Here is a 19,389-nt window from a genome sequence, read left to right as displayed (position 1 = left end):
CTCTTGAGCAAAAACGGGCGCGGGAGTATACGGCGCCCGGCGCCCGATGTCCCGGCTCTTAGCGAATCTTGCCGTCGGCCGGTAGCAGTTCCTCCTTGTTGAAGGCGTCCACATCGATCACCCGGCGGCGTGCCGTTTCAGCGGCATGCAGGCTTTGCGCCTCAACGGCTTGCAGCACGCCGGCATGCAGGGCAGCATCGATTACCGATTCGCCCGGGGCGGCGGCGACCTGGCCGCTCTTGAGTGCCTGCTGCAGCTTTTTGCGCAGCGGCTCGCTTGCGCTGAGTTGCTCGTAGGCCTGTTGCAGGGCCGCAACCGGGTCACCCTCCGCTTGCGGTCGGTAGCAACCGGCAAGCAGTTCTTCCAGGGCCGGGTCGCCCTTGGCGCGGCCAATCAGTTCGGCGATCTCGGCGTCCAGTTCATCGCTTGGCCCGCTGTGGCGGCGCCCGAACGGGAACACCACCAGGCGCAGGGCGTAACCGAGCAAGCGATTGGGGAAGTTGTCGAGCAGCCGGTCCAGGGCTTTTTCGGCTTGGCCGAGGCTTTCTTCCATGGCCCAGCGCAATAGCGGTTGCAGGTGCTCGGGCGAGTTCAGGTCGTGGTAACGCTTGAGTGCAGCCGAGCCCAGGTACAGGTGGCTGAGCACATCGCCCAGGCGCGCCGACAGGCGTTCGCGGCGTTTGAGTTCGCCGCCGAGCAGCATCATGCACAGGTCCGCGAGCAGGGCGAAGGCCGCCGCCTGACGGTTGAGGGCACGAAAGTAACCCTGGCTCAAGGCATCGCCCGGGACTTTCTCGAAGTGACCCAGGCCCAGGCCGAGGACCAGGGTGCTGGCGGCGTTGCCCACGGCAAAGCCGATGTGCTGCATGAGCAGTTGGTCGAACTCCTTGAGTGCCTGGTCGTGGTCTTCGCGGCCGGCCAAAGCCATTTCCTTGAGCACGAACGGATGGCAGCGAATCGCGCCCTGGCCGAAGATCATCAGGTTGCGCGAGAGGATGTTGGCACCCTCGACGGTAATAAAGATCGGCACGCCTTGCCAGTTGCGCCCCAGGTAGTTGTTCGGGCCCATGATGATGCCCTTGCCGCCATGCACATCCATGGCGTGCTGGATGCACTCACGGCCGCGCTCGGTGAGGTGGTACTTGAGGATCGCCGAGAGCACCGAGGGTTTCTCGCCCAGGTCCACGGCCTTGGCGGTGAGCAGGCGCGCGCTGTCCATCAGGAAGGCGTTGCCGCCGATGCGCGCGAGGGATTCCTGGATACCTTCGAAGGCCGCCAGTGGCACATTGAACTGCTCACGGATACGCGCATATTGGCCGGTGACCAGGCTGGTGTATTTGGCCGCGCCCGTGCCCACTGCCGGCAGGGAGATCGAGCGGCCCACCGACAGGCAGTTCATCAGCATCATCCAGCCCTTGCCGAGCATGTCCTGGCCGCCGATGAGGAAGTCCAGCGGCACGAACACATCCTTGCCGCTGTTGGGGCCGTTCATGAACGCCGCGCCCAACGGCAGGTGGCGCTTGCCGATCTCGACGCCAGGGATGTCGGTGGGGATCAGTGCCAGGCTGATGCCCAGTTCTTCCTTGTCGCCCAGCAGGTGTTCGGGGTCGTAGGCCTTGAAGGCAAGACCCAGCAGGGTGGCGACAGGGCCGAGGGTGATGTAGCGCTTTTCCCAGTTGAGGCGCAGGCCGATGACTTCCTCGCCTTGCCACTGGCCTTTGCAGATGACGCCGGTATCGGGCATGGCGCCAGCATCGGAGCCGGCCAGCGGGCCGGTGAGGGCGAAGCAGGGGATCTCGTCACCACGGGCCAGGCGCGGCAGATAGTGATTGCGCTGCTGGTCGGTACCATAGTGCAGTAGCAGTTCGGCCGGGCCGAGGGAGTTGGGCACCATGACTGTCGAGGCGAGGTCGCCGCTGCGGGTCGCCAGCTTCATCGCCACCTGCGAGTGGGCATAGGCCGAGAAACCCTTGCCGCCGTACTCCTTGGGGATGATCAAGGCGAAGAAACCATGGTGCTTGATGTGCTCCCAGGCGGCGGGTGGCAGGTCCAGGTCCTGGCCGATCTGCCAGTCGCTGACCATGGCGCAGAGTGCTTCGGTGGGGCCATCGATAAAGGCCTGTTCTTCTTCGGTGAGTTCGGCCTTGGAATAGCCGAGCAGGGTGTTCCAGTCCGGGCGGCCGCTGAACAATTCGCCGTCCCACCACACGGTGCCGGCGTCGATGGCTTCGCGTTCGGTCTGCGACATCGGCGGCAGGGTACGCTGGAACCAGCCGAACAACGGTGCGCTGAGCACGTTGCGGCGCAGGTCGGGGAGCAGCAGCGGGGCGGCCACGGCGGCCAGCAACAGCCAGAAGATCGTCAGCAACCAGACCGGTGAATGGCTGAAAATGCCCATCGCCAGCAGGTACAGGGCGACGATGCCCAATGCTGGCAAGGCGGCAATGCGACGGTGGGCCAGGTAAGCCACGCCGATCACCAGGACCACTAACCACAACAGCAACATAGGAAGTTCCTCCGTGAAACATCAGGGCATTTCGCCATCCATCGAAGCTTAGACCGCATCGGCTAAACGGCTTGCCTGAACAGTGACAGGACATGACCTCAGGAGTTCGCCTGAATGCCAGACGATTGCCAGCGTGATCGCCTGGAGTAGACTGGGCGACCCGTCAAACCAATAGGGATATGTCATGCTCAAGATCTGGGGTAGGAAGAACTCGACCAATGTCAGGAAAGCACTGTGGTGTGCCGAAGAGCTTGGCCTTGAGTATGAGTCGATAAATGCCGGGGGCGCCTTCGGCCTGGTCAATGACCCGCAATACCGGGTATTGAACCCCAACGGCCTGGTGCCGATGATCGAAGACGACGGTCTGGTGCTTTGGGAGTCCAATGCCATCGTACGCTACCTGTGCGCGCAATACGGTAGCGCGTCGGGTTGGTATGAGACGGACGCGCGCAAGCGCGCCGAGGCGGACAAGTGGATGGACTGGGTCACCTCGTCGCTCGCCACGCCGTTTCGCCCCTTGTTCTGGGGCATGGTGCGCACGCCTGAAGAGCAGCGGGATTGGCTGGCAATCAACGCCGCGCACAAGACCTGCGCGCAGCTGCTTTCGATTGCAGATCAGGCCTTGGCCAATTCGCCGTATCTGTCCGGCGATACCCTGGGCATGGGCGACATTCCGCTGGGCTGTTTTGCGTATGCCTGGTTCGAGATGCCTATCGAGCGTCCCGAAATGCGTCACCTGCGCGCCTGGTATGAACGCTTGCGGGAGCGCCCGGCGTACCAGGCGGCAGTGATGACCGCACTGACCTGATCGCTGTTGATCGGGTAACTACGGTCAATCTGATAGTTATTATCGATACACATGACTGTACTTGTCCGGTCTGCACAAGCACCATGGTCATATTCACTGCGGCCGGCCTTGCCCGGCCGCGTCTAGAACCTTCCACACTGGTACGCGACCCGCTATGAGTTCTGCTCTGTCCATAAGGCAGCTAACCAAAACCTACGGCAACGGTTTCCAGGCCCTCAAGGGTATTGACCTGGATGTCGCCGAAGGTGACTTCTTCGCCTTGCTCGGCCCCAATGGCGCCGGTAAATCCACCACCATCGGCATCCTTTCGACCCTGGTCAACAAGACCAGCGGCAGCGTGAATATTTTCGGTCACGACCTTGATCGTCAACCCGCCGCGCTCAAGCGTTGCATTGGCGTGGTGCCGCAGGAATTCAACTTCAACCAGTTCGAAAAGACCTTTGACATCGTCGTGACCCAGGCCGGTTACTACGGCATTCCGGCCAAGGTGGCCAAGGAGCGTGCCGAGCAGTACCTGACCCAGCTCGGCCTGTGGGACAAGCGCAATGCACCGTCGCGTGCGCTGTCCGGCGGCATGAAACGCCGGTTGATGATCGCCCGCGCCCTGATTCACGAGCCGCGCCTGTTGATCCTCGACGAGCCCACCGCGGGCGTCGACATCGAGCTGCGCCGTTCGATGTGGAGCTTCCTTACCGAGCTCAACCAGAAAGGCATCACCATCATCCTCACCACCCATTACCTGGAAGAGGCTGAACAGTTGTGCCGCCACATCGGCATCATCGACCACGGCACCATCGTCGAGAACACCAGCATGCGTGCCTTGCTGAGCAAACTGCATGTCGAGACCTTCCTGCTCGACCTCAAGCAGGACTTGCCCCAGGCGCCACACCTGGTCGGTTATCCGTGCCGTCTGATCACCCCGCACACCCTGGAAGTGCAAGTGGACAAGGAAGTGGGCATCACCGCGCTGTTCGGCCAGCTGGCGCTGCAGAACATCGAGGTGCAGAGCCTGCGCAACAAGACCAATCGTCTCGAGGAGCTGTTCGTGTCCCTGGTTGAGAAAAACCTGGCAAAGGTGGCGGTATGAGTTCGGAACTGAGCGCCAACCTGGTCGCCCTCAATACCATCGTCTACCGCGAAGTACGCCGCTTCACCCGGATCTGGCCGCAGACCTTGCTGCCTCCGGCAATCACCATGGTTCTGTATTTCGTGATCTTCGGTAACCTGATTGGCCGGCAAATTGGCGACATGGGCGGTTTCACCTACATGGAGTACATCGTCCCGGGGCTGATCATGATGTCGGTGATCACCAACTCCTACGGCAACGTGGTGTCGAGCTTTTTCGGCAGTAAATTCCAGCGCTCGATCGAGGAGCTGATGGTGTCGCCGGTGTCGCCGCACACCATCCTCGTCGGCTACACCCTGGGCGGTGTATTGCGCGGCCTGGCGGTGGGGGTGATCGTCACGTTGCTGTCGTTGTTCTTCACCGACCTGCAGGTGCACCACCTGGGCGTGACCATTGTCGTGGTGCTGCTGACGGCGACGATCTTCTCGTTGCTGGGCTTCATCAATGCGGTGTTCGCACGCAACTTCGATGATATCTCGATCATCCCGACCTTCGTGCTGACGCCGCTGACCTACCTGGGCGGGGTGTTCTACTCGATTACCCTGCTGCCGCCGTTCTGGCAGACCGTGTCGATGGCCAACCCGGTGCTGCACATGGTCAACTCGTTCCGCTATGGCATTCTCGGCGTGTCGGATATCCGTATCGGCGTGGCCATCAGCTTCATGCTGGTCGCCACTGCGGTGCTGTATGTCGGTTGTACGCGCCTATTGGTCAGCGGGCGAGGAATGCGTACCTGATTGCTTGACCTTGCGCCGGCGCCACTGCCGGCCTACCCACCAGCGCCAGTAGAGCATAGTCAGGCAGTAGGCGAGGGCGCCGAGCAACACGCCACACACCACTGAACCGAGCAGGAACGGCTGCCACAAGGTCGACAGCTGGTCGGTGATCCATTCGAAGGTCAGTTCTTCGGGCAGGCTGCGTGGCGGAATCTGCATCAGCCAGGCGCCCATCTGGTAGGTGCAGAAGAACACCGGCGGCATGGTGATCGGGTTGGTCAGCCACACCAGGCTGACCGCGATCGGCAGGTTGCCGCGCACCATGATCGCCAGGCTGGCGGCCAGTAGCATCTGCATCGGAACCGGGATAAAGGCGGCGAACAGACCGACGGCCATGGCCCGCGCAACCGAATGCCGGTTGAGGTGCCAGAGGTTGGGGTCGTGCAACAGCCGGCCGAGAAAGCGTAAGGATTTGTGTTCCCTGATGCTGGTCGGATCGGGCATGTAGCGTTTGAAGAGACGACGCGGCATGTGGGGTCTCGGCAATCTGAAGGGTGCCAGTATGCACGGATTCTAAAAGTGCCTTATTCAGACTTTGTGACAATTATTTAGCGAGCGCTTGCCGTCACTGATCTAAGCCTCAGGAGGTGGTTCACTTCTGGAGCTTCAACCTTATGCGCACAGGGATGTTGGCGCTTGCGCTCGGGCTGATCAGCCTCGGGTTTCTACCGGCTTTGCCGTCTGTCTGGGGACTTGTCCTGCTGACAGTTGTCGGACTTTCCTGCTTGCCTTCGCGGCTCTGGCCAATCGGGTTGTTTCTGCTGGGGTTGAGCTGGGCCTGTGTCTCGGCGCAATCGGCGCTGGACCAGCGTCTGGCGGCAGAACTCGATGGCCGTACCTTGTGGATTGAAGGCCGGGTCACAGGCTTGCCGGAGCAGGGCGCGCGCTCGGTGCGCTTCGAGCTGAGCGCTGCCCACTCTCGCCGTGCGCAATTGCCCCGGCGAATACAGCTCAGCTGGTTTGGCGGGCCAGCGGTCAACAGCGGTGAGCGTTGGCGATTGGCCGTCAGCCTCAAACGCCCCTCCGGTTTGCTCAATCCTCATGGTCCCGATCAGGAAGCGAGCCTGTTGGCCCGGCGTATCGGTGCCACCGGCAGCGTCAAGGCCGGCGAGCGCCTGGCACCGGCGACAGCGGCCTGGCGCGATCACCTGCGCCAGCGCTTGTTGGCTGTGGATGCCCAAGGCCGGGAGGCGGCGCTGGCCGCGCTGGTACTGGGTGATGGCGGCGGGTTGGCGCGCGAAGACTGGCAGGCGTTGCAGGCAACCGGTACGGTGCACTTGCTGGTGATCTCTGGCCAGCATGTGGGGCTGCTGGCCGGGTTGGTGTATGCCTTGATTGCCGGGCTGGCGCGCCTTGGCTGGTGGCCGCCAAGGTTGCCCTGGTTGCCTTGTGCCTGTGCGCTGGCACTTGCCGCCGCACTGGTCTACGGCGTGCTGGCCGGTTTTCAGGTGCCGGTGCAGCGTGCCTGTGTGATGCTGGCCATGGTGCTGCTCTGGCGCCTGCGTTTTCGCCATCTGGGCGTTGGCTTGCCGCTGTTGCTGGCGATGAACGCGGTGTTGCTGTGGGAGCCGCTGGCCAGTTTGCAGCCGGGCTTCTGGTTATCGTTCGTGGCCGTGGCGATTCTGATCTTTACCTTCAGCGGCCGCCTTGGCGCCTGGAACCCGTGGCTGGCCTGGGGTCGCGCCCAGTGGTTGATCGCCATCGGCTTGTTGCCGGTGTTGCTCGCGCAAGGTTTGCCGGTGAGCTTGACGGCACCGCTGATCAACCTGCTGGCGGTGCCGTGGATCAGCCTTGCGGTGTTGCCGGCGGCGTTGCTCGGCACCCTGTTGCTGCCGGTGCCGTATCTGGGGGAGGGGCTGTTGTGGCTGGCCGGTGGCTTGCTCGACGGTTTGTTCCGGATGTTGGCAGAAGCCGCTGTCTGGCGCCCGGCCTGGCTGCCTGCGGCACTGCCTTTCTGGAGCTGGTTGCTGGTGTGCCTGGGGGCGTTCCTGCTGCTGTTGCCGCGCGGCTTGCCGATGCGCGCCCTCGGCTGGCCTTTGTTGCTGCTGGCGGCATTTGCGCCACGGGAGCGCGTACCCGAGGGCCAGGTGGAGGTCTGGCAACTGGATGTCGGCCAGGGGCTGGCGTTCATCTTGCGCACCCGTCACCACGCCATGCTCTATGACGCGGGCCCGGCCATGGGCGATTTCGATTTGGGCGAGCGGGTGGTGCTACCCAGCTTGCACAAGCTGGGCGTGCGCCAGCTCGACCTGATGCTGCTCAGCCACGCCGATGCCGACCACGCCGGCGGCGCTCGCGCCGTTCAGCGCGGTTTGCCGGTACTACGGGTGCTCAGTGGCGAAGCGTCGGCCTTGCCTGCTGTGCTACAAGCGCAATCTTGCGGTAGCGGCGAGGGTTGGCAGTGGGACGGGGTCAATTTTTCCCTCTGGCAATGGCATGACGCCGGTGATAGCAACCAGGATTCCTGTGTGTTGCTGGTCGAGGCGCAAGGCGAGAAGCTGCTGCTCACCGGTGATCTCGATGCCCGTGGCGAGCGGGCCTGGGTGCGGGATTGGCAGGCGGGCCAGGTCGATTGGCTGCAGTCGCCCCATCACGGCAGCCGCAGTTCCTCCAGTGAGGCGCTGTTGAGCGCAACCGCCCCGCGTGGCGTGCTGATCTCCCGGGGGCGCTACAACGCCTTCGGTCATCCTCACCCCGAGGTCATGGCGCGCTATCGGACGCACGGTATCCAGGCTTACGACAATGTCGAACACGGTGCGCTGCGCCTGCGCCTGGGGGCGTTCGGCGAGCCTGAAGGGCTGCGCGCCCAGCGGCGTTTCTGGCGTGAGCCGAGATGACGACCTTCGGCAGATGAGCCCCCTGGGGTCCTATGGTAAAGTGGCGGACTTTTTCGAGGGGATGCTTACTGTGTGGGAATTGGTCAAGTCCGGTGGCTGGATGATGCTGCCGATCATTCTGAGCTCCATCGCTGCCATGGCGATCGTCGCCGAGCGTCTCTGGACCCTGCGCGCCAGCCGGGTCACGCCACCGCATCTGCTGGGCCAGGTGTGGATGTGGATCAAGGACAAGCAGCTCACCAGTGACAAACTCAAGGCCCTGCGTGCCGATTCGCCACTGGGCGAGATCCTCGCTGCGGGCCTGGCCAACTCGCGCCATGGCCGCGAGATCATGAAGGAATGCATCGAAGAGGCCGCCGGCAGGGTCATTCATGAGCTGGAGCGCTACATCAATGCCCTGGGCACCATCGCCGCCATGGCGCCGCTGCTCGGCCTGCTCGGCACCGTGCTGGGCATGATCGATATCTTCAGCGCCTTCATGGGCACCGGCATGACCACCAACGCGGCGGTGTTGGCCGGTGGTATCTCCAAGGCGCTGATCACCACGGCGGCCGGCCTGATGGTTGGTATCCCTGCGGTGTTCTTCCACCGTTTCCTGCAGCGCCGTATCGATGAGCTGGTGGTCGGCATGGAGCAGGAGGCGATCAAGCTGGTCGAAGTGGTGCAGGGCGACCGTGATGTCGACCTGGCCGAGGGCAAGGCGTGAAATTCCGGCGCAAGCCACGGGAGACCGTGGACATCAACCTGGCCTCGCTGATCGATGTGGTGTTCATCCTGCTGCTGTTCTTCGTGGTCACCACCACCTTCACCCGCGAAACCCAGTTGCGCGTCGAGCTGCCGGAATCGGTCAGCGGCGCGCCGGCACCGGATTCCGAGCTCAAGCAGCTGGACATCACCATCAGCGCCGATGGCGTCTACTCGGTGAACAACCATCTGTTGCCCAAGAGCGACCTGGCGACCCTGACCGAAGCCCTGCAGCAGGAATCCGCAGGTGACACCAAACTGCCGTTGTCGATCAGCGCCGACGGCAAGACCCCGCATCAGGCGGTGGTGACTGCCATGGATGCGGCCGGCAAGCTCGGTTTCAGCCAGTTGCGCATGACCACGGTCGAGGCGGCTCAGGGGACGCCCTGATGGCAATTGCCGATCGCCTGCTCGATGCCTGGTACGCCGGGCATCCTGCCCTGGCCCTGCTGCGTCCGCTTGAAGCCCTGTATCGCCGCGTGGTGCTGGGCAAGCGCGCGCGCTTTCTCAGTGGTGAAAGCCAGCGTTACCGCGCGCCGGTACCGGTGATTGTGGTGGGCAACATCACCGTCGGCGGAACCGGCAAGACCCCGATGATTCTCTGGTTGATCGAGCATTGCCGTCAGCGCGGCCTGCGCGTCGGCGTGGTCAGCCGCGGTTATGGTGCCAAGCCACCGCAGTTGCCTTGGCGCGTGCGTGCCGAGCAGGGCGCGGCCGAGGCGGGCGATGAGCCTTTGCTGATCGTCCAGCGCAGCGGCGTGCCGCTGATGATCGACCCGGACCGCTCGCGCGCCGTACAGGCGTTGCTGGCCAGCGAGACGCTGGACCTGATCCTTTGTGACGACGGCATGCAGCACTACCGCCTGGCGCGCGATCTGGAGCTGGTGCTGATCGATGCCGCCCGCGGCCTGGGTAATCGCCGCTGCCTGCCAGCCGGCCCCTTGCGCGAGCCGGTGGAGCGCCTGCAGGAAGTAGACGCGGTGCTTTACAATGGCGCCACGGCCGACCGGGAAGACGGTTTTGCCTTTGCCCTGCAGCCTACCGCGCTGGTCAACCTGCGCAGCGGCGAGCGTCACCGTCTCGACTATTTCCCTCCTGGCCAGGCCCTGCATGCGGTGGCCGGCATTGGCAACCCGCAACGTTTCTTCAACACCCTGCAGGGGCTAAACTGGCAGCCTGTGCCACACCCTTTTGCCGATCATGCCGAGTACAGCGGCCAGGCCCTGAGCTTCACGCCTGCGTTGCCTGTGGTCATGACCGAGAAGGACGCGGTCAAATGCCGCGCCTTTGCTGCTGACGACTGGTGGTACCTTGCGGTCGATGCTGTGCCTTCGCCGGGCTTCCAGGCCTGGATCGATGCCCAGCTCGCTCGCTTGCTGCCCGGATCGCAGCCCTCCTGATTCGTTTCTTTTCCGGCCATTGGCCCGAGGAATTTCCATGGACACCAAACTGCTCGATATTCTTGCCTGCCCGATCACCAAAGGCCCACTCAAGCTCAGCGCCGACAAGACCGAGCTGATCAGCAAGGGCGCCGGTCTTGCCTACCCGATCCGCGATGGCATCCCGGTAATGCTTGAAAGCGAAGCGCGCACTCTGACTGATGACGAGCGTCTGGACAAATGAGCCTGGCCTTTACCGTTGTGATTCCGGCGCGGCTCCGGTCGACCCGCTTGCCGGGCAAGCCGTTGCTGACGATTGCCGGCAAGCCGATGATCCAGCATGTCTGGGAACAGGCGTGCAAAAGCAGCGCCAGCCGCGTGGTGATCGCTACCGATGACGCGGGTATTTTCAAAGCCTGTGAGGCCTTCGGCGCCGAAGTGCTGATGACCCGCGAAGACCATGACTCCGGTACCGACCGCCTGGCCGAAGTGGCTGCCAAGCTGGGCCTGGCCGCCGATGCCATCGTGGTCAATGTTCAGGGCGACGAGCCGCTGATCCCGCCGGTGATCATTGATCAGGTGGCGGCCAACCTGGCGGCCCATCCTGAAGCGGGCATCGCCACCCTGGCCGAACCGATCAGCGACATCGAAGCGCTGTTCAACCCCAATGCGGTCAAGGTGGTCAGCGATTGCAACGGTCTGGCCCTGACCTTCAGCCGTGCCCCGTTGCCGTGGGCGCGTGATGCCTTTGCCCACAGTCGTGAGCAAATGCCGCAAGACGTGCCGTACCGCCGTCACATCGGCATGTACGCCTACCGCGCTGGCTTCCTGCAGGATTTCGTCGCCTGGGGCCCGTGCTGGCTGGAGAGGACCGAAGCGCTGGAGCAGTTGCGCGCGCTCTGGCATGGCGTGCGTATTCACGTCGCCGATGCCATCGATGCGCCGCCCGTGGGCGTCGACACCCCTGAAGACCTGGAGCGCGTGCGGCGCTTGCTGGAGGCCTGATGCGGGTACTGTTCGTGTGCCTGGGCAATATCTGCCGTTCACCCACCGCCGAAGGCGTGTTGCGTCACCAGTTACAGGCTGAGGGCCTGGGCGAATTGATCGAGGTGGCTTCGGCCGGTACCGGTGACTGGCATGTCGGCAAGCAACCCGATACCCGTACCTGTCGTACCGCCCGCATACGTGGCTATGACTTGTCGCAGCAGCGTGCGCAACAGGTCAAGGCCGCGCACTTCAATGAATGCGACCTGATCCTGGCCATGGACAAGAGCAATCTTGGCCATCTGCGGGCAATGCAGCCTGCCGGGTCAAAAGCCGAGCTGGACTTGTTCCTGCGTCGCTATGACGGTGCGCTGGATGAGGTGCCGGATCCTTACTACGGCGCCGAAGAGGATTTCGAGCAGGTCCTGGACCTGATCGAAGTCGCCTGTCGCCGATTGGTCATCGAACTCAAGGGCCGTCTATGAGCGGGCAGTGGCAGCAACACGTATCGCTCAAGCCGTACAACACCTTCGGCATTGACGTGAAGGCCCGCTATTTCACTGAAGTCCATAGCGACGATGAGGTGCGCCAGGCCTTGGCCCGGGCGAGTGAGCAGGGCGTACCGGTGCTGGTGGTCGGCGGTGGCAGCAACCTGCTGCTGACTGGCGATATCCAGGCGTTGGTTATGCGCATGGCCAGTCGTGGCCTGCGCATCCTGTCTGACGACGGTGAGCGGGTAGTGGTCGAGGCCGAAGCCGGTGAGCCCTGGCATCCGTTCGTGCAGTGGAGCCTGGCCCAGGGCCTGGCCGGGCTGGAAAACCTCAGCCTGATCCCGGGCACGGTCGGCGCCGCGCCGATGCAGAACATTGGTGCCTATGGCGTCGAGATCAAGGATGTGTTCGCCGGGCTCACCGCGCTGGATCGCGAGACTGGCGAGTTGCGCGATTTCAGCCTGGAAGAATGCGCCTTTGCCTACCGTGACAGCCTGTTCAAGCGTCATCCGGGCCGCTGGTTGATTCTGCGGGTGCGCTTTGCCTTGAGTCGGGTTATGCACGCGCACCTGGAGTACGGTCCGGTGCGGCAGCGCCTGAGCGAGCAGGGCGTCAGTCAGCCGACTGCGCAGAATGTCAGCGATGCGATCTGCAGCATTCGCCGCGAGAAGCTGCCCGACCCGCTCGAACTGGGCAATGCCGGGAGCTTCTTCAAGAACCCGGTGGTGGCTGCGGTGCTGGCCGAAAAGATCCGCTTGCAGTACCCGGGGCTGGTGGCTTATCCACAGGCTGATGGTCAGTTCAAACTGGCTGCGGGCTGGTTGATCGAGCAGGCTGGCTGGAAGGGGCATCGCGAAGGCGATGCCGGGGTGCACCGCTTGCAGTCGCTGGTGTTGGTCAACTATGGCCAGGCTAGCGGTGTGCAGTTGCATCAACTGGCGCAGAAAATCCAGGCCGACATCCTTGAGCGTTTCGGGGTCGAGCTGGAAATGGAGCCGAATCTGTACTGATTTGTGCTGTCCTTGTGGAAGCTGGCGTTGCCAGCGATCGAGCCCGAAGGGGTCGTAGGCTGTGCTGGCCCTATTGCCGGCAAAGCCGGCTGCCACAGGTGATCCGCTTTCCTACAGGCAATAAAAAAGCCCCGCCAGTTACCTGGCGGGGCTTTTTTTCAGCCTGGATAATCAGACGAGCGGTTTGTGCTCTTCTGTGGTTTCCAGTTTCTCCTCGACCACTTCTTCAGCCGGTGCAGCAGGCGCCTCTTCAGCGACCACGGCAGCGCTGGCTTCGGCGGCGGCCGCTGCAGCGGCGGCTGCGGCAGCTTCGGCTTCACGCTTGCGACGGCGTACTTCACGTGGATCGTTCGGGGCGCGACCACTGCTGGTCAGGGCGCTGGCCGGTGCTTCAACAGCAGGTGCCGGCGCTTCGACCGGTGCTGGCTCGACAACGGGCGCAGGCGCTTCGACTGCTTCGGCAACGACTACCGGTTCAGCCACAACCGGTGCCTGCACTGCAGGCTCTGGCTCGACTGCAGCAACCGGCTCGACCGCTTCAACTGGTGCAGGCACGGATGCTTCGACCACTGGAGCGATGCTGGCTTCGATGGCCTGCGGCGCTTCGACCGGGGCAGTGAACGGTTGTTCGACAACCGGTGCGGCAGCGACTTCAGCAGCCTGGACGGTTTCAACCACTTCGGCGACTTCAGTGACTTCAACCACTGGCTGGGCAGCTTCGACAGCGACGGTTTCGCTGGCAGCGACTTCAACAACGGCCTGCTCTTCGACAGCAGCAGTGGCGCGTTCGGCCTGCTGGTTGGCTTCGGCTTCGGCAGCGGCGCTGATGTTGCTGGTGGCAACAGCGGCGGTCACGGCCAGGCCGGCGGCCAGTTCAGCGCCCAGCTCGGTGGCTTGAGGCTGCTCTTCGCTGCCTTCTTCCGAGCCTTCTACCAGGTTGCCGTTGGCATCGCGTTGACGCTCGCGACGGTTGCTGCGACGACGCTGGCCACGGGAGCGGCGGCGAGGGCGTTCGCCTTCGGTGCCTTCCTGGTTGTCATCTTGCAGCAGCTCTTCGTTCGGCAGTTGTTCATCAGCCGCTTCTGCAGCCTGTTCGGCTGGGCGAGGCTGACGCTCTTCACGCGGCGGACGCGGTTGACGCTCTTCACGTGGTGCGCGCTCTTCACGCGGAGCACGTTCTTCGCGCGGGGCGCGCTCTTCACGTGGGGCGCGTTCTTCGCGTGGTGCACGTTCTTCACGAGGCTGACGCTCTTCACGCGGGGCACGCTCAGGGCGCTCTTCGCGTACGGCCGGGGCGACGGCGTCCAGTGGCTCGCGCAGTTCGCGGACCGGACGCTCCTCGCGGGAGCGGCGTTCTTCACGTGGTGCGCGTGGTTGGCGCTCTTCACGCGGCTGGCGTGGTGCGCGCTCTTCACGGGCAGGGGCTTCTTCGCGAGCTTCGCGTGGCTGACGCTCCTCACGCGGGGCGCGCTCGGCACGCTCTTCACGCGGCTTGCGCTCTTCGTCGCGGCGGCCGTTGCGGTTGCGGCTCTGCTGACGACCGTTGCGACGCTCTTCGTTGCGCTGCGGGCGTTCGCTGGCAGGTTTCTCGGCAACTGCAGGGGCGGCGGCGGCAGGTTCGTCCTTGCCGGCGAACAGACTGACCAGCGACTTCACCAGGCCTTTGAACAGGCTTGGTTCAGGTGCGTGCACCGGGGCAGCCACTGGCGCGGCAGCTTCGGTCGGCACCGGGGCGTTGGCGCGGGCCGGGGCAGTCTTGACCGCGGCTTCCTGGCGTACCAGGGTGCGGGTGGCGGCAGCCGGTTGGACTTCTTCGGTCTCGGCGGCAGCGATTTCGTAGCTGGACTGGCCGCTCAGGGCTTCCGGGCTGTCGTCGCGCAGGCGCTGGACTTCGAAATGCGGGGTTTCCAGGTGATCGTTCGGCAGGATGACGATACGGGCCCGGGTGCGTAGCTCGATCTTGGTGATCGAATTGCGTTTTTCGTTGAGCAGGAAGGCGGCAACCGGAATCGGCACTTGGGCGCGGACTTCGGCGGTGCGGTCTTTCAGGGCTTCTTCTTCGATCAGGCGCAGGATTGCCAGCGACAGCGATTCGACGTCACGGATGATGCCGGTACCGCTGCAGCGTGGGCAGACGATGCCGCTGCTTTCGCCGAGCGAAGGGCGCAGGCGCTGACGGGACATTTCCAGCAGGCCGAAGCGCGAGATGCGGCCAACCTGTACGCGGGCACGGTCGGCTTCCAGGCATTCGCGGACTTTTTCTTCCACGGCGCGCTGGTTCTTGGCTGGGGTCATGTCGATGAAGTCGATCACGATCAGGCCGCCGATGTCGCGCAGGCGCAGCTGGCGGGCGATTTCCTCAGCCGCTTCCAGGTTGGTCTGCAGGGCGGTTTCCTCGATGTCGCTGCCTTTGGTGGCGCGCGCCGAGTTGATGTCGATGGAGACCAGGGCTTCAGTCGGGTCGATGACGATCGAGCCGCCGGACGGCAGGTCGACGACGCGCTGGAAGGCGGTCTCGATCTGGCTTTCGATCTGGAAGCGGTTGAACAGCGGCACGCTGTCTTCGTACAGCTTGATCTTGCTGGCGTACTGCGGCATCACCTGGCGAATGAAGGTCAGGGCTTCTTCCTGGGCGTCGATGCTGTCGATCAGTACTTCGCCGATGTCCTGGCGCAGGTAGTCGCGGATCGCGCGGATGATGACGTTGCTTTCCTGGTAGATCAGGAATGGCGCGGCGCGGTCCTGGGACGCTTCCTTGATCGCGGTCCACAGCTGCAGCAGGTAGTCGAGGTCCCATTGCATTTCTTCGCTGCTGCGGCCAAGGCCGGCAGTGCGCACGATCAGGCCCATGTCGGCAGGGGCGACCAGGCCGTTGAGGGCTTCGCGCAGTTCGTTGCGCTCTTCGCCTTCGATGCGGCGGGAGATGCCACCGGCACGCGGGTTGTTCGGCATCAGTACCAGGTAGCGACCGGCCAGGCTGATGAAGGTGGTCAGGGCCGCGCCCTTGTTGCCGCGCTCTTCTTTCTCGACCTGGACGATGACTTCCTGGCCTTCGCTGAGCACTTCCTTGATGTTCACCCGGCCTTCGGGCGACTTCTTGAAGTATTCGCGGGAGATTTCCTTCAGCGGCAGAAAGCCGTGACGCTCGGAGCCGAAGTCGACGAAAGCGGCTTCCAGGCTGGGTTCGATCCGGGTGATCCGGCCTTTGTAGATGTTGGCCTTCTTCTGCTCACGCGCGCCGGACTCGATGTCCAGGTCGTAGAGACGTTGGCCGTCCACCAGAGCTACACGCAACTCTTCGGGTTGAGTCGCGTTAATCAGCATTCTTTTCATGTAATACCGTCGGTTTCCGGGCTGCCGGAAACGGCGTTCGGCACACACGACTTCTCACGGTCTGTGTCAGGTGCGCAAGGGGTGGCGGGCCACCCCCGTGTCCAGCAACTTTCGAGTCCGACTGGTCACCCAGTACTGCCGAAGTCGCGACGACGCGTCCTGCTTGCTGTGGTGTCAAATGCACTCAGTCAGGAGGAGGAATCAGCCTTCGGCCGTGGACGCCCGTGGGGCATCTTGATCAAGACCGGGTCCGGTCGCCTGGCCAATAGGCCGGTGGACTGGACGCAGTACTACACGGTCCGACGGTTGTGCATCTCCACCCTACACGTATCCCTGATAATTCGGGTGCTGCCGCGCGCTGAATCCGCAACGGGTTGCATTTTCGCCAGCTCCATACGGGAGCCCGCGCCTTTTATGTCCAAGGCTGGTATTTCCGAAGCCGTCGCCATGACTGCGTGAAATTGACGGCACTGACAGAGTGGCAGCGAAAAAAACGTGGGGGAGGGTGAAATACCGCTCTTGTAGTTTTTTATCGGTCTTCTCTGCACGGCGCTGGTGGCGATTCCAGGCATTTCTGTAAACTGGCGAAAGCCCCGTCGGACGGCCTCGCGTCCTCGAGAATTGCGTCGGTCAGGGCCGGCTGTAAGCCGTGAGTCCGCTGGCCAGCCGCTTTTGGCGGCGTTCGCGACTATAGCAGCAATCATTAAGTGCTTCAAATCCATAAAAAATTGTTATGATTGGCAAATGACGACTAATGCCCCTCCGACCTCCGGCGTCCAGCTGATCGAGGTCGCGCCGGAACTTGCCGGCCAACGAATCGATAATTTCCTCATCACTGCACTCAAGGGTGTTCCCAAGACCTTGATTTACCGCATTTTGCGCAAAGGCGAAGTGCGTGTGAACAAGGGCCGGATCAAGCCCGAGTACAAGTTGCAGGCCGGTGACATCGTGCGCGTGCCGCCCGTTCGTCTGCCCGAACGTGACGAACCGGTGCCGGTGGCTCAGGGTTTGCTTCAGCGCCTTGAAGCGGCGATTGTCTACGAAGACAAGGCTCTGATTGTGCTCAACAAACCGGCCGGTATTGCCGTGCACGGTGGTAGTGGCCTGAATTTCGGTGTGATCGAAGCCTTTCGTCAGATGCGTCCCGACGCCAAGGAGCTGGAGCTGGTCCACCGCCTCGATCGCGATACCTCTGGCCTGTTGATGATTGCCAAGAAGCGCAGCATGTTGCGTCACCTGCACGCCGCCCTGCGTGGTGATGGCGTCGACAAGCGCTACATGGCGCTGGTTCGCGGTCACTGGGCCACCGCCAAGAAGCAGGTCAATGCGCCCTTGCTCAAGAGCAACCTGCGCTCCGGCGAGCGCATGGTCGAGGTCAATGACGAGGGCAAGGAGGCGCTGACGATCTTCCGTGTGCTGCGCCGTTTCGGCGAGTTCGCCACGATCGTCGAGGCGCGGCCGATCACCGGGCGTACCCATCAGATTCGCGTGCATGCCCTGCATGCCGGGCATTGCATTGCCGGCGACAGCAAGTATGGCGATGAAGATTTCACCCGCGAGATTCGCGACCTTGGTGGCAAGCGCCTGTTCCTGCATGCCTACGCCCTGACCGTGCCGTTGCCCGATGGCGGCGAGCTCAAGCTTGAGGCGCCGGTGGATGAAATGTGGGCCAAGACCGTGGAGCGCCTGAGTGCAGCGTGATTACGATCTGCTGATCTTCGACTGGGACGGCACCCTGGCCGACTCCATCGGTCGCATCGTCGAGGCCATGCACCTGGCCGCCGGTCGCGCGGGCTATGCCGCCTGCGATGACGAGGCGGTCAAGGGTATAATTGGCCTGGCGTTGCCAGAAGCCATCAGTGTGTTGTATCCGCAGCTCGATGCGGGGCAGGTGGCGCAGTTCCGCCAGCACTATGCTGACGTGTACATGGTCCTGGATGACCAGCCTTCGCCGCTGTTCGAAGGTGTGGTGGAGTCGCTGGAGGCGTTCCGTGCCGAGGGCTATCGCCTGGCGGTGGCCACCGGCAAGGCGCGTCGCGGTCTCGATCGTGTGCTGCGCGCCAATGGCTGGGAGGGCTACTTCGACATCACCCGGGCGGCCGACGAGAGTCGCGGCAAACCGCACCCGCAGATGCTCGAGGAGATCCTTGCTCATTGCCAGGTCGAACCGCAGCGAGCGTTGATGGTTGGAGATTCATCATTCGACCTGTTGATGGCCAGCAATGCTGGCATGCATTCGGTAGCGGTTGGTTACGGCGCCATGTCGCTGGAGGCCTTGAGTGCCTTTGGGCCGCAGCTGTGTATTGATCATTTTTCTCAGTTGCAGGCCTGGCTTAGCCAATCGCCTGTGGCAGCAGATTCCAGGGTAGGTGAGCATGACTGACGAGTGGAAGGCGCCCAGCGCCGAAGACAACGAAGAGCGCAAGAGCTGGAAGCTGCTGGAGAAAACCCTCCTGGCTGGTGTTCAGGAGCAGCGTCGGGCGCGGCGCTGGGGGATTTTCTTCAAGCTGATGGGCTTTGTGTACCTGTTCGGCATCCTTGCCTTGTTCACGCCTTTGATGGACATGGACAAAGCGGCCTCGCGCAGCGTCAGCCACACCGCGCTGGTCGAAGTGCGCGGCTTGATTGCCGATCAGGAGCCCGCCAGCGCTGACAACGTCGTCGGTGGCTTGCGCGAGGCGTTCAAGGATCCGAAAACCAAGGCGGTGGTCCTGCGCATCAATAGTCCGGGTGGCAGCCCGGTGCAGTCAGGGTACATCTACGACGAAATTCGCCGCCTGCGCGCAGAGTACCCAGCCATCAAGCTGTATGCGGTAATCAGTGACCTGGGCGCTTCCGGTGCCTACTACATTGCCAGTGCCGCTGATCAGATCTATGCCGACAAGGCCAGCCTGGTTGGCTCCATCGGTGTGACGGCGGCCGGCTACGGCTTTGTCGGCACCATGGAGAAGCTCGGTGTCGAGCGTCGTACCTACACCGCTGGCGAGCACAAGGCCTTCCTTGATCCGTTCCAGCCGCAAAAGCCTGAAGAGACAGCGTTCTGGCAGGGCGTGCTGGAAACCACGCACAAGCAGTTCATCGCCAGTGTCAAACAGGGTCGTGGCGAGCGCCTCAAGGACAAGGAGCATCCTGAGCTGTTCAGTGGCCTGATCTGGTCGGGTGAGCAGGCGCTGGCCCTGGGGCTGGTGGATGGTCTGGGCAGTGCCGGTTACGTGGCGCGTGAAGTGGTAGGGGAGAAGGAGCTGGTCGACTTCACTGTCGAAGAGTCGCCGTTCGATCGCTTCTCCAAGCGCCTGGGTGCCAGTGTTGCCGAGCGCCTGGCCATGTGGATGGGCTTTCAGGGGCCATCGCTGCGCTGATTGTATTGCCTGATGAAAAGCCGGCCCTTGGAGGCC

17 protein-coding genes are annotated in these 19,389 nt (G+C 63.1%); 14 read left to right on the top strand and 3 right to left on the bottom strand.

All coding sequences use genetic code 11. The features are described from left to right. Positions 1 to 58: 58 nt before the first annotated feature. The gene (locus PspR32_RS18440; RefSeq protein ID WP_159388996.1) at positions 59 to 2,506 is read right to left on the bottom strand and encodes an acyl-CoA dehydrogenase; all 2,448 of its coding nucleotides are present in this window, start codon (positions 2,504 to 2,506) and stop codon (positions 59 to 61) included. Between the two features lie 184 nt (positions 2,507 to 2,690). Between PspR32_RS18440 and PspR32_RS18435 the strand changes: the two genes are divergently transcribed. From PspR32_RS18435 to PspR32_RS18425, 3 genes are all read left to right on the top strand, one after another. Beyond that, positions 2,691 to 3,314, top strand: a complete 624-nt coding sequence (locus tag PspR32_RS18435; RefSeq protein WP_159388995.1) for a glutathione S-transferase — start codon at positions 2,691 to 2,693, stop codon at positions 3,312 to 3,314. Between the two features lie 154 nt (positions 3,315 to 3,468). Further along, positions 3,469 to 4,401, top strand: coding sequence for an ABC transporter ATP-binding protein (locus PspR32_RS18430; protein ID WP_010223205.1), 933 nt, complete (start codon positions 3,469 to 3,471; stop codon positions 4,399 to 4,401). Beyond that, positions 4,398 to 5,177 carry an ABC transporter permease gene (locus tag PspR32_RS18425; protein WP_010223206.1) on the top strand — a complete coding sequence of 260 codons (780 nt, stop codon included), beginning with the start codon at positions 4,398 to 4,400 and terminating at the stop codon, positions 5,175 to 5,177. The genes PspR32_RS18430 and PspR32_RS18425 overlap by 4 nt, the downstream gene beginning before the upstream one ends. Here the strand turns inward: PspR32_RS18425 and PspR32_RS18420 are convergent. Next, positions 5,145 to 5,687, bottom strand: a complete 543-nt coding sequence (locus PspR32_RS18420) for a DUF2062 domain-containing protein (RefSeq protein ID WP_010223207.1) — start codon at positions 5,685 to 5,687, stop codon at positions 5,145 to 5,147. The genes PspR32_RS18425 and PspR32_RS18420 overlap by 33 nt on opposite strands. Positions 5,688 to 5,830: 143 nt before the next feature. On the opposite strand from PspR32_RS18420, the gene PspR32_RS18415 reads away from it, so the two are divergent. The 8 genes from PspR32_RS18415 (at position 5,831) to murB (ending at position 12,661) form a co-directional block, all read left to right on the top strand. Continuing rightward, a complete protein-coding gene (locus tag PspR32_RS18415) occupies positions 5,831 to 8,053 on the top strand; it encodes a DNA internalization-related competence protein ComEC/Rec2 (RefSeq protein ID WP_159388994.1) in 2,223 nt (740 codons plus the stop codon). A 70-nt stretch (positions 8,054 to 8,123) separates the two neighbouring features. After that, positions 8,124 to 8,759: a MotA/TolQ/ExbB proton channel family protein gene (locus PspR32_RS18410; protein ID WP_010223209.1), complete on the top strand. Its 636-nt coding sequence runs from the start codon at positions 8,124 to 8,126 to the stop codon at positions 8,757 to 8,759. Beyond that, positions 8,756 to 9,187, top strand: coding sequence for an ExbD/TolR family protein (locus tag PspR32_RS18405; protein WP_010223210.1), 432 nt, complete (start codon positions 8,756 to 8,758; stop codon positions 9,185 to 9,187). Before PspR32_RS18410 ends, PspR32_RS18405 begins: the two co-directional genes overlap by 4 nt. Continuing rightward, on the top strand, positions 9,187 to 10,197 hold the full coding sequence (gene lpxK / locus PspR32_RS18400; protein ID WP_010223211.1) for a tetraacyldisaccharide 4'-kinase: 1,011 nt from the start codon (positions 9,187 to 9,189) through the stop codon (positions 10,195 to 10,197). The genes PspR32_RS18405 and lpxK overlap by 1 nt, the downstream gene beginning before the upstream one ends. Before the next feature lie 37 nt (positions 10,198 to 10,234). Then, positions 10,235 to 10,420 carry a Trm112 family protein gene (locus PspR32_RS18395; protein WP_003247142.1) on the top strand — a complete coding sequence of 62 codons (186 nt, stop codon included), beginning with the start codon at positions 10,235 to 10,237 and terminating at the stop codon, positions 10,418 to 10,420. Then, positions 10,417 to 11,181, top strand: coding sequence for a 3-deoxy-manno-octulosonate cytidylyltransferase (gene kdsB, locus PspR32_RS18390; RefSeq protein WP_036996492.1), 765 nt, complete (start codon positions 10,417 to 10,419; stop codon positions 11,179 to 11,181). The genes PspR32_RS18395 and kdsB overlap by 4 nt, the downstream gene beginning before the upstream one ends. Then, complete coding sequence (locus PspR32_RS18385) at positions 11,181 to 11,645, top strand: low molecular weight protein-tyrosine-phosphatase (protein ID WP_010223213.1); 465 nt, start codon at positions 11,181 to 11,183, stop codon at positions 11,643 to 11,645. The genes kdsB and PspR32_RS18385 overlap by 1 nt, the downstream gene beginning before the upstream one ends. Then, positions 11,642 to 12,661, top strand: coding sequence for a UDP-N-acetylmuramate dehydrogenase (gene murB / locus PspR32_RS18380; protein WP_010223214.1), 1,020 nt, complete (start codon positions 11,642 to 11,644; stop codon positions 12,659 to 12,661). The genes PspR32_RS18385 and murB overlap by 4 nt, the downstream gene beginning before the upstream one ends. A gap of 171 nt (positions 12,662 to 12,832) precedes the next feature. Here murB and rne read toward each other — a convergent pair whose 3' ends face one another. Continuing rightward, a complete protein-coding gene (gene rne, locus PspR32_RS18375; protein WP_081492796.1) occupies positions 12,833 to 15,994 on the bottom strand; it encodes a ribonuclease E in 3,162 nt (1,053 codons plus the stop codon). A 744-nt stretch (positions 15,995 to 16,738) separates the two neighbouring features. Here rne and rluC point away from each other — a divergent pair. Genes rluC through PspR32_RS18360 form a run of 3 tightly spaced genes read left to right on the top strand, consistent with a single transcriptional unit; the run spans position 16,739 to position 19,353 of the window. Beyond that, positions 16,739 to 17,695, top strand: coding sequence for a 23S rRNA pseudouridine(955/2504/2580) synthase RluC (gene rluC / locus PspR32_RS18370; RefSeq protein ID WP_010223216.1), 957 nt, complete (start codon positions 16,739 to 16,741; stop codon positions 17,693 to 17,695). Continuing rightward, on the top strand, positions 17,685 to 18,377 hold the full coding sequence (locus PspR32_RS18365; RefSeq protein WP_100782050.1) for an HAD family hydrolase: 693 nt from the start codon (positions 17,685 to 17,687) through the stop codon (positions 18,375 to 18,377). The genes rluC and PspR32_RS18365 overlap by 11 nt, the downstream gene beginning before the upstream one ends. Then, on the top strand, positions 18,370 to 19,353 hold the full coding sequence (locus tag PspR32_RS18360) for a S49 family peptidase (protein WP_010223218.1): 984 nt from the start codon (positions 18,370 to 18,372) through the stop codon (positions 19,351 to 19,353). Before PspR32_RS18365 ends, PspR32_RS18360 begins: the two co-directional genes overlap by 8 nt. Positions 19,354 to 19,389 lie beyond the last annotated feature (36 nt).

The sequence above is a fragment of the Pseudomonas sp. R32 genome (assembly GCF_009866705.1).
Classification (GTDB): domain Bacteria; phylum Pseudomonadota; class Gammaproteobacteria; order Pseudomonadales; family Pseudomonadaceae; genus Aquipseudomonas; species Aquipseudomonas donghuensis.
This window is presented reverse-complemented; position numbering and strand designations above follow the sequence as displayed.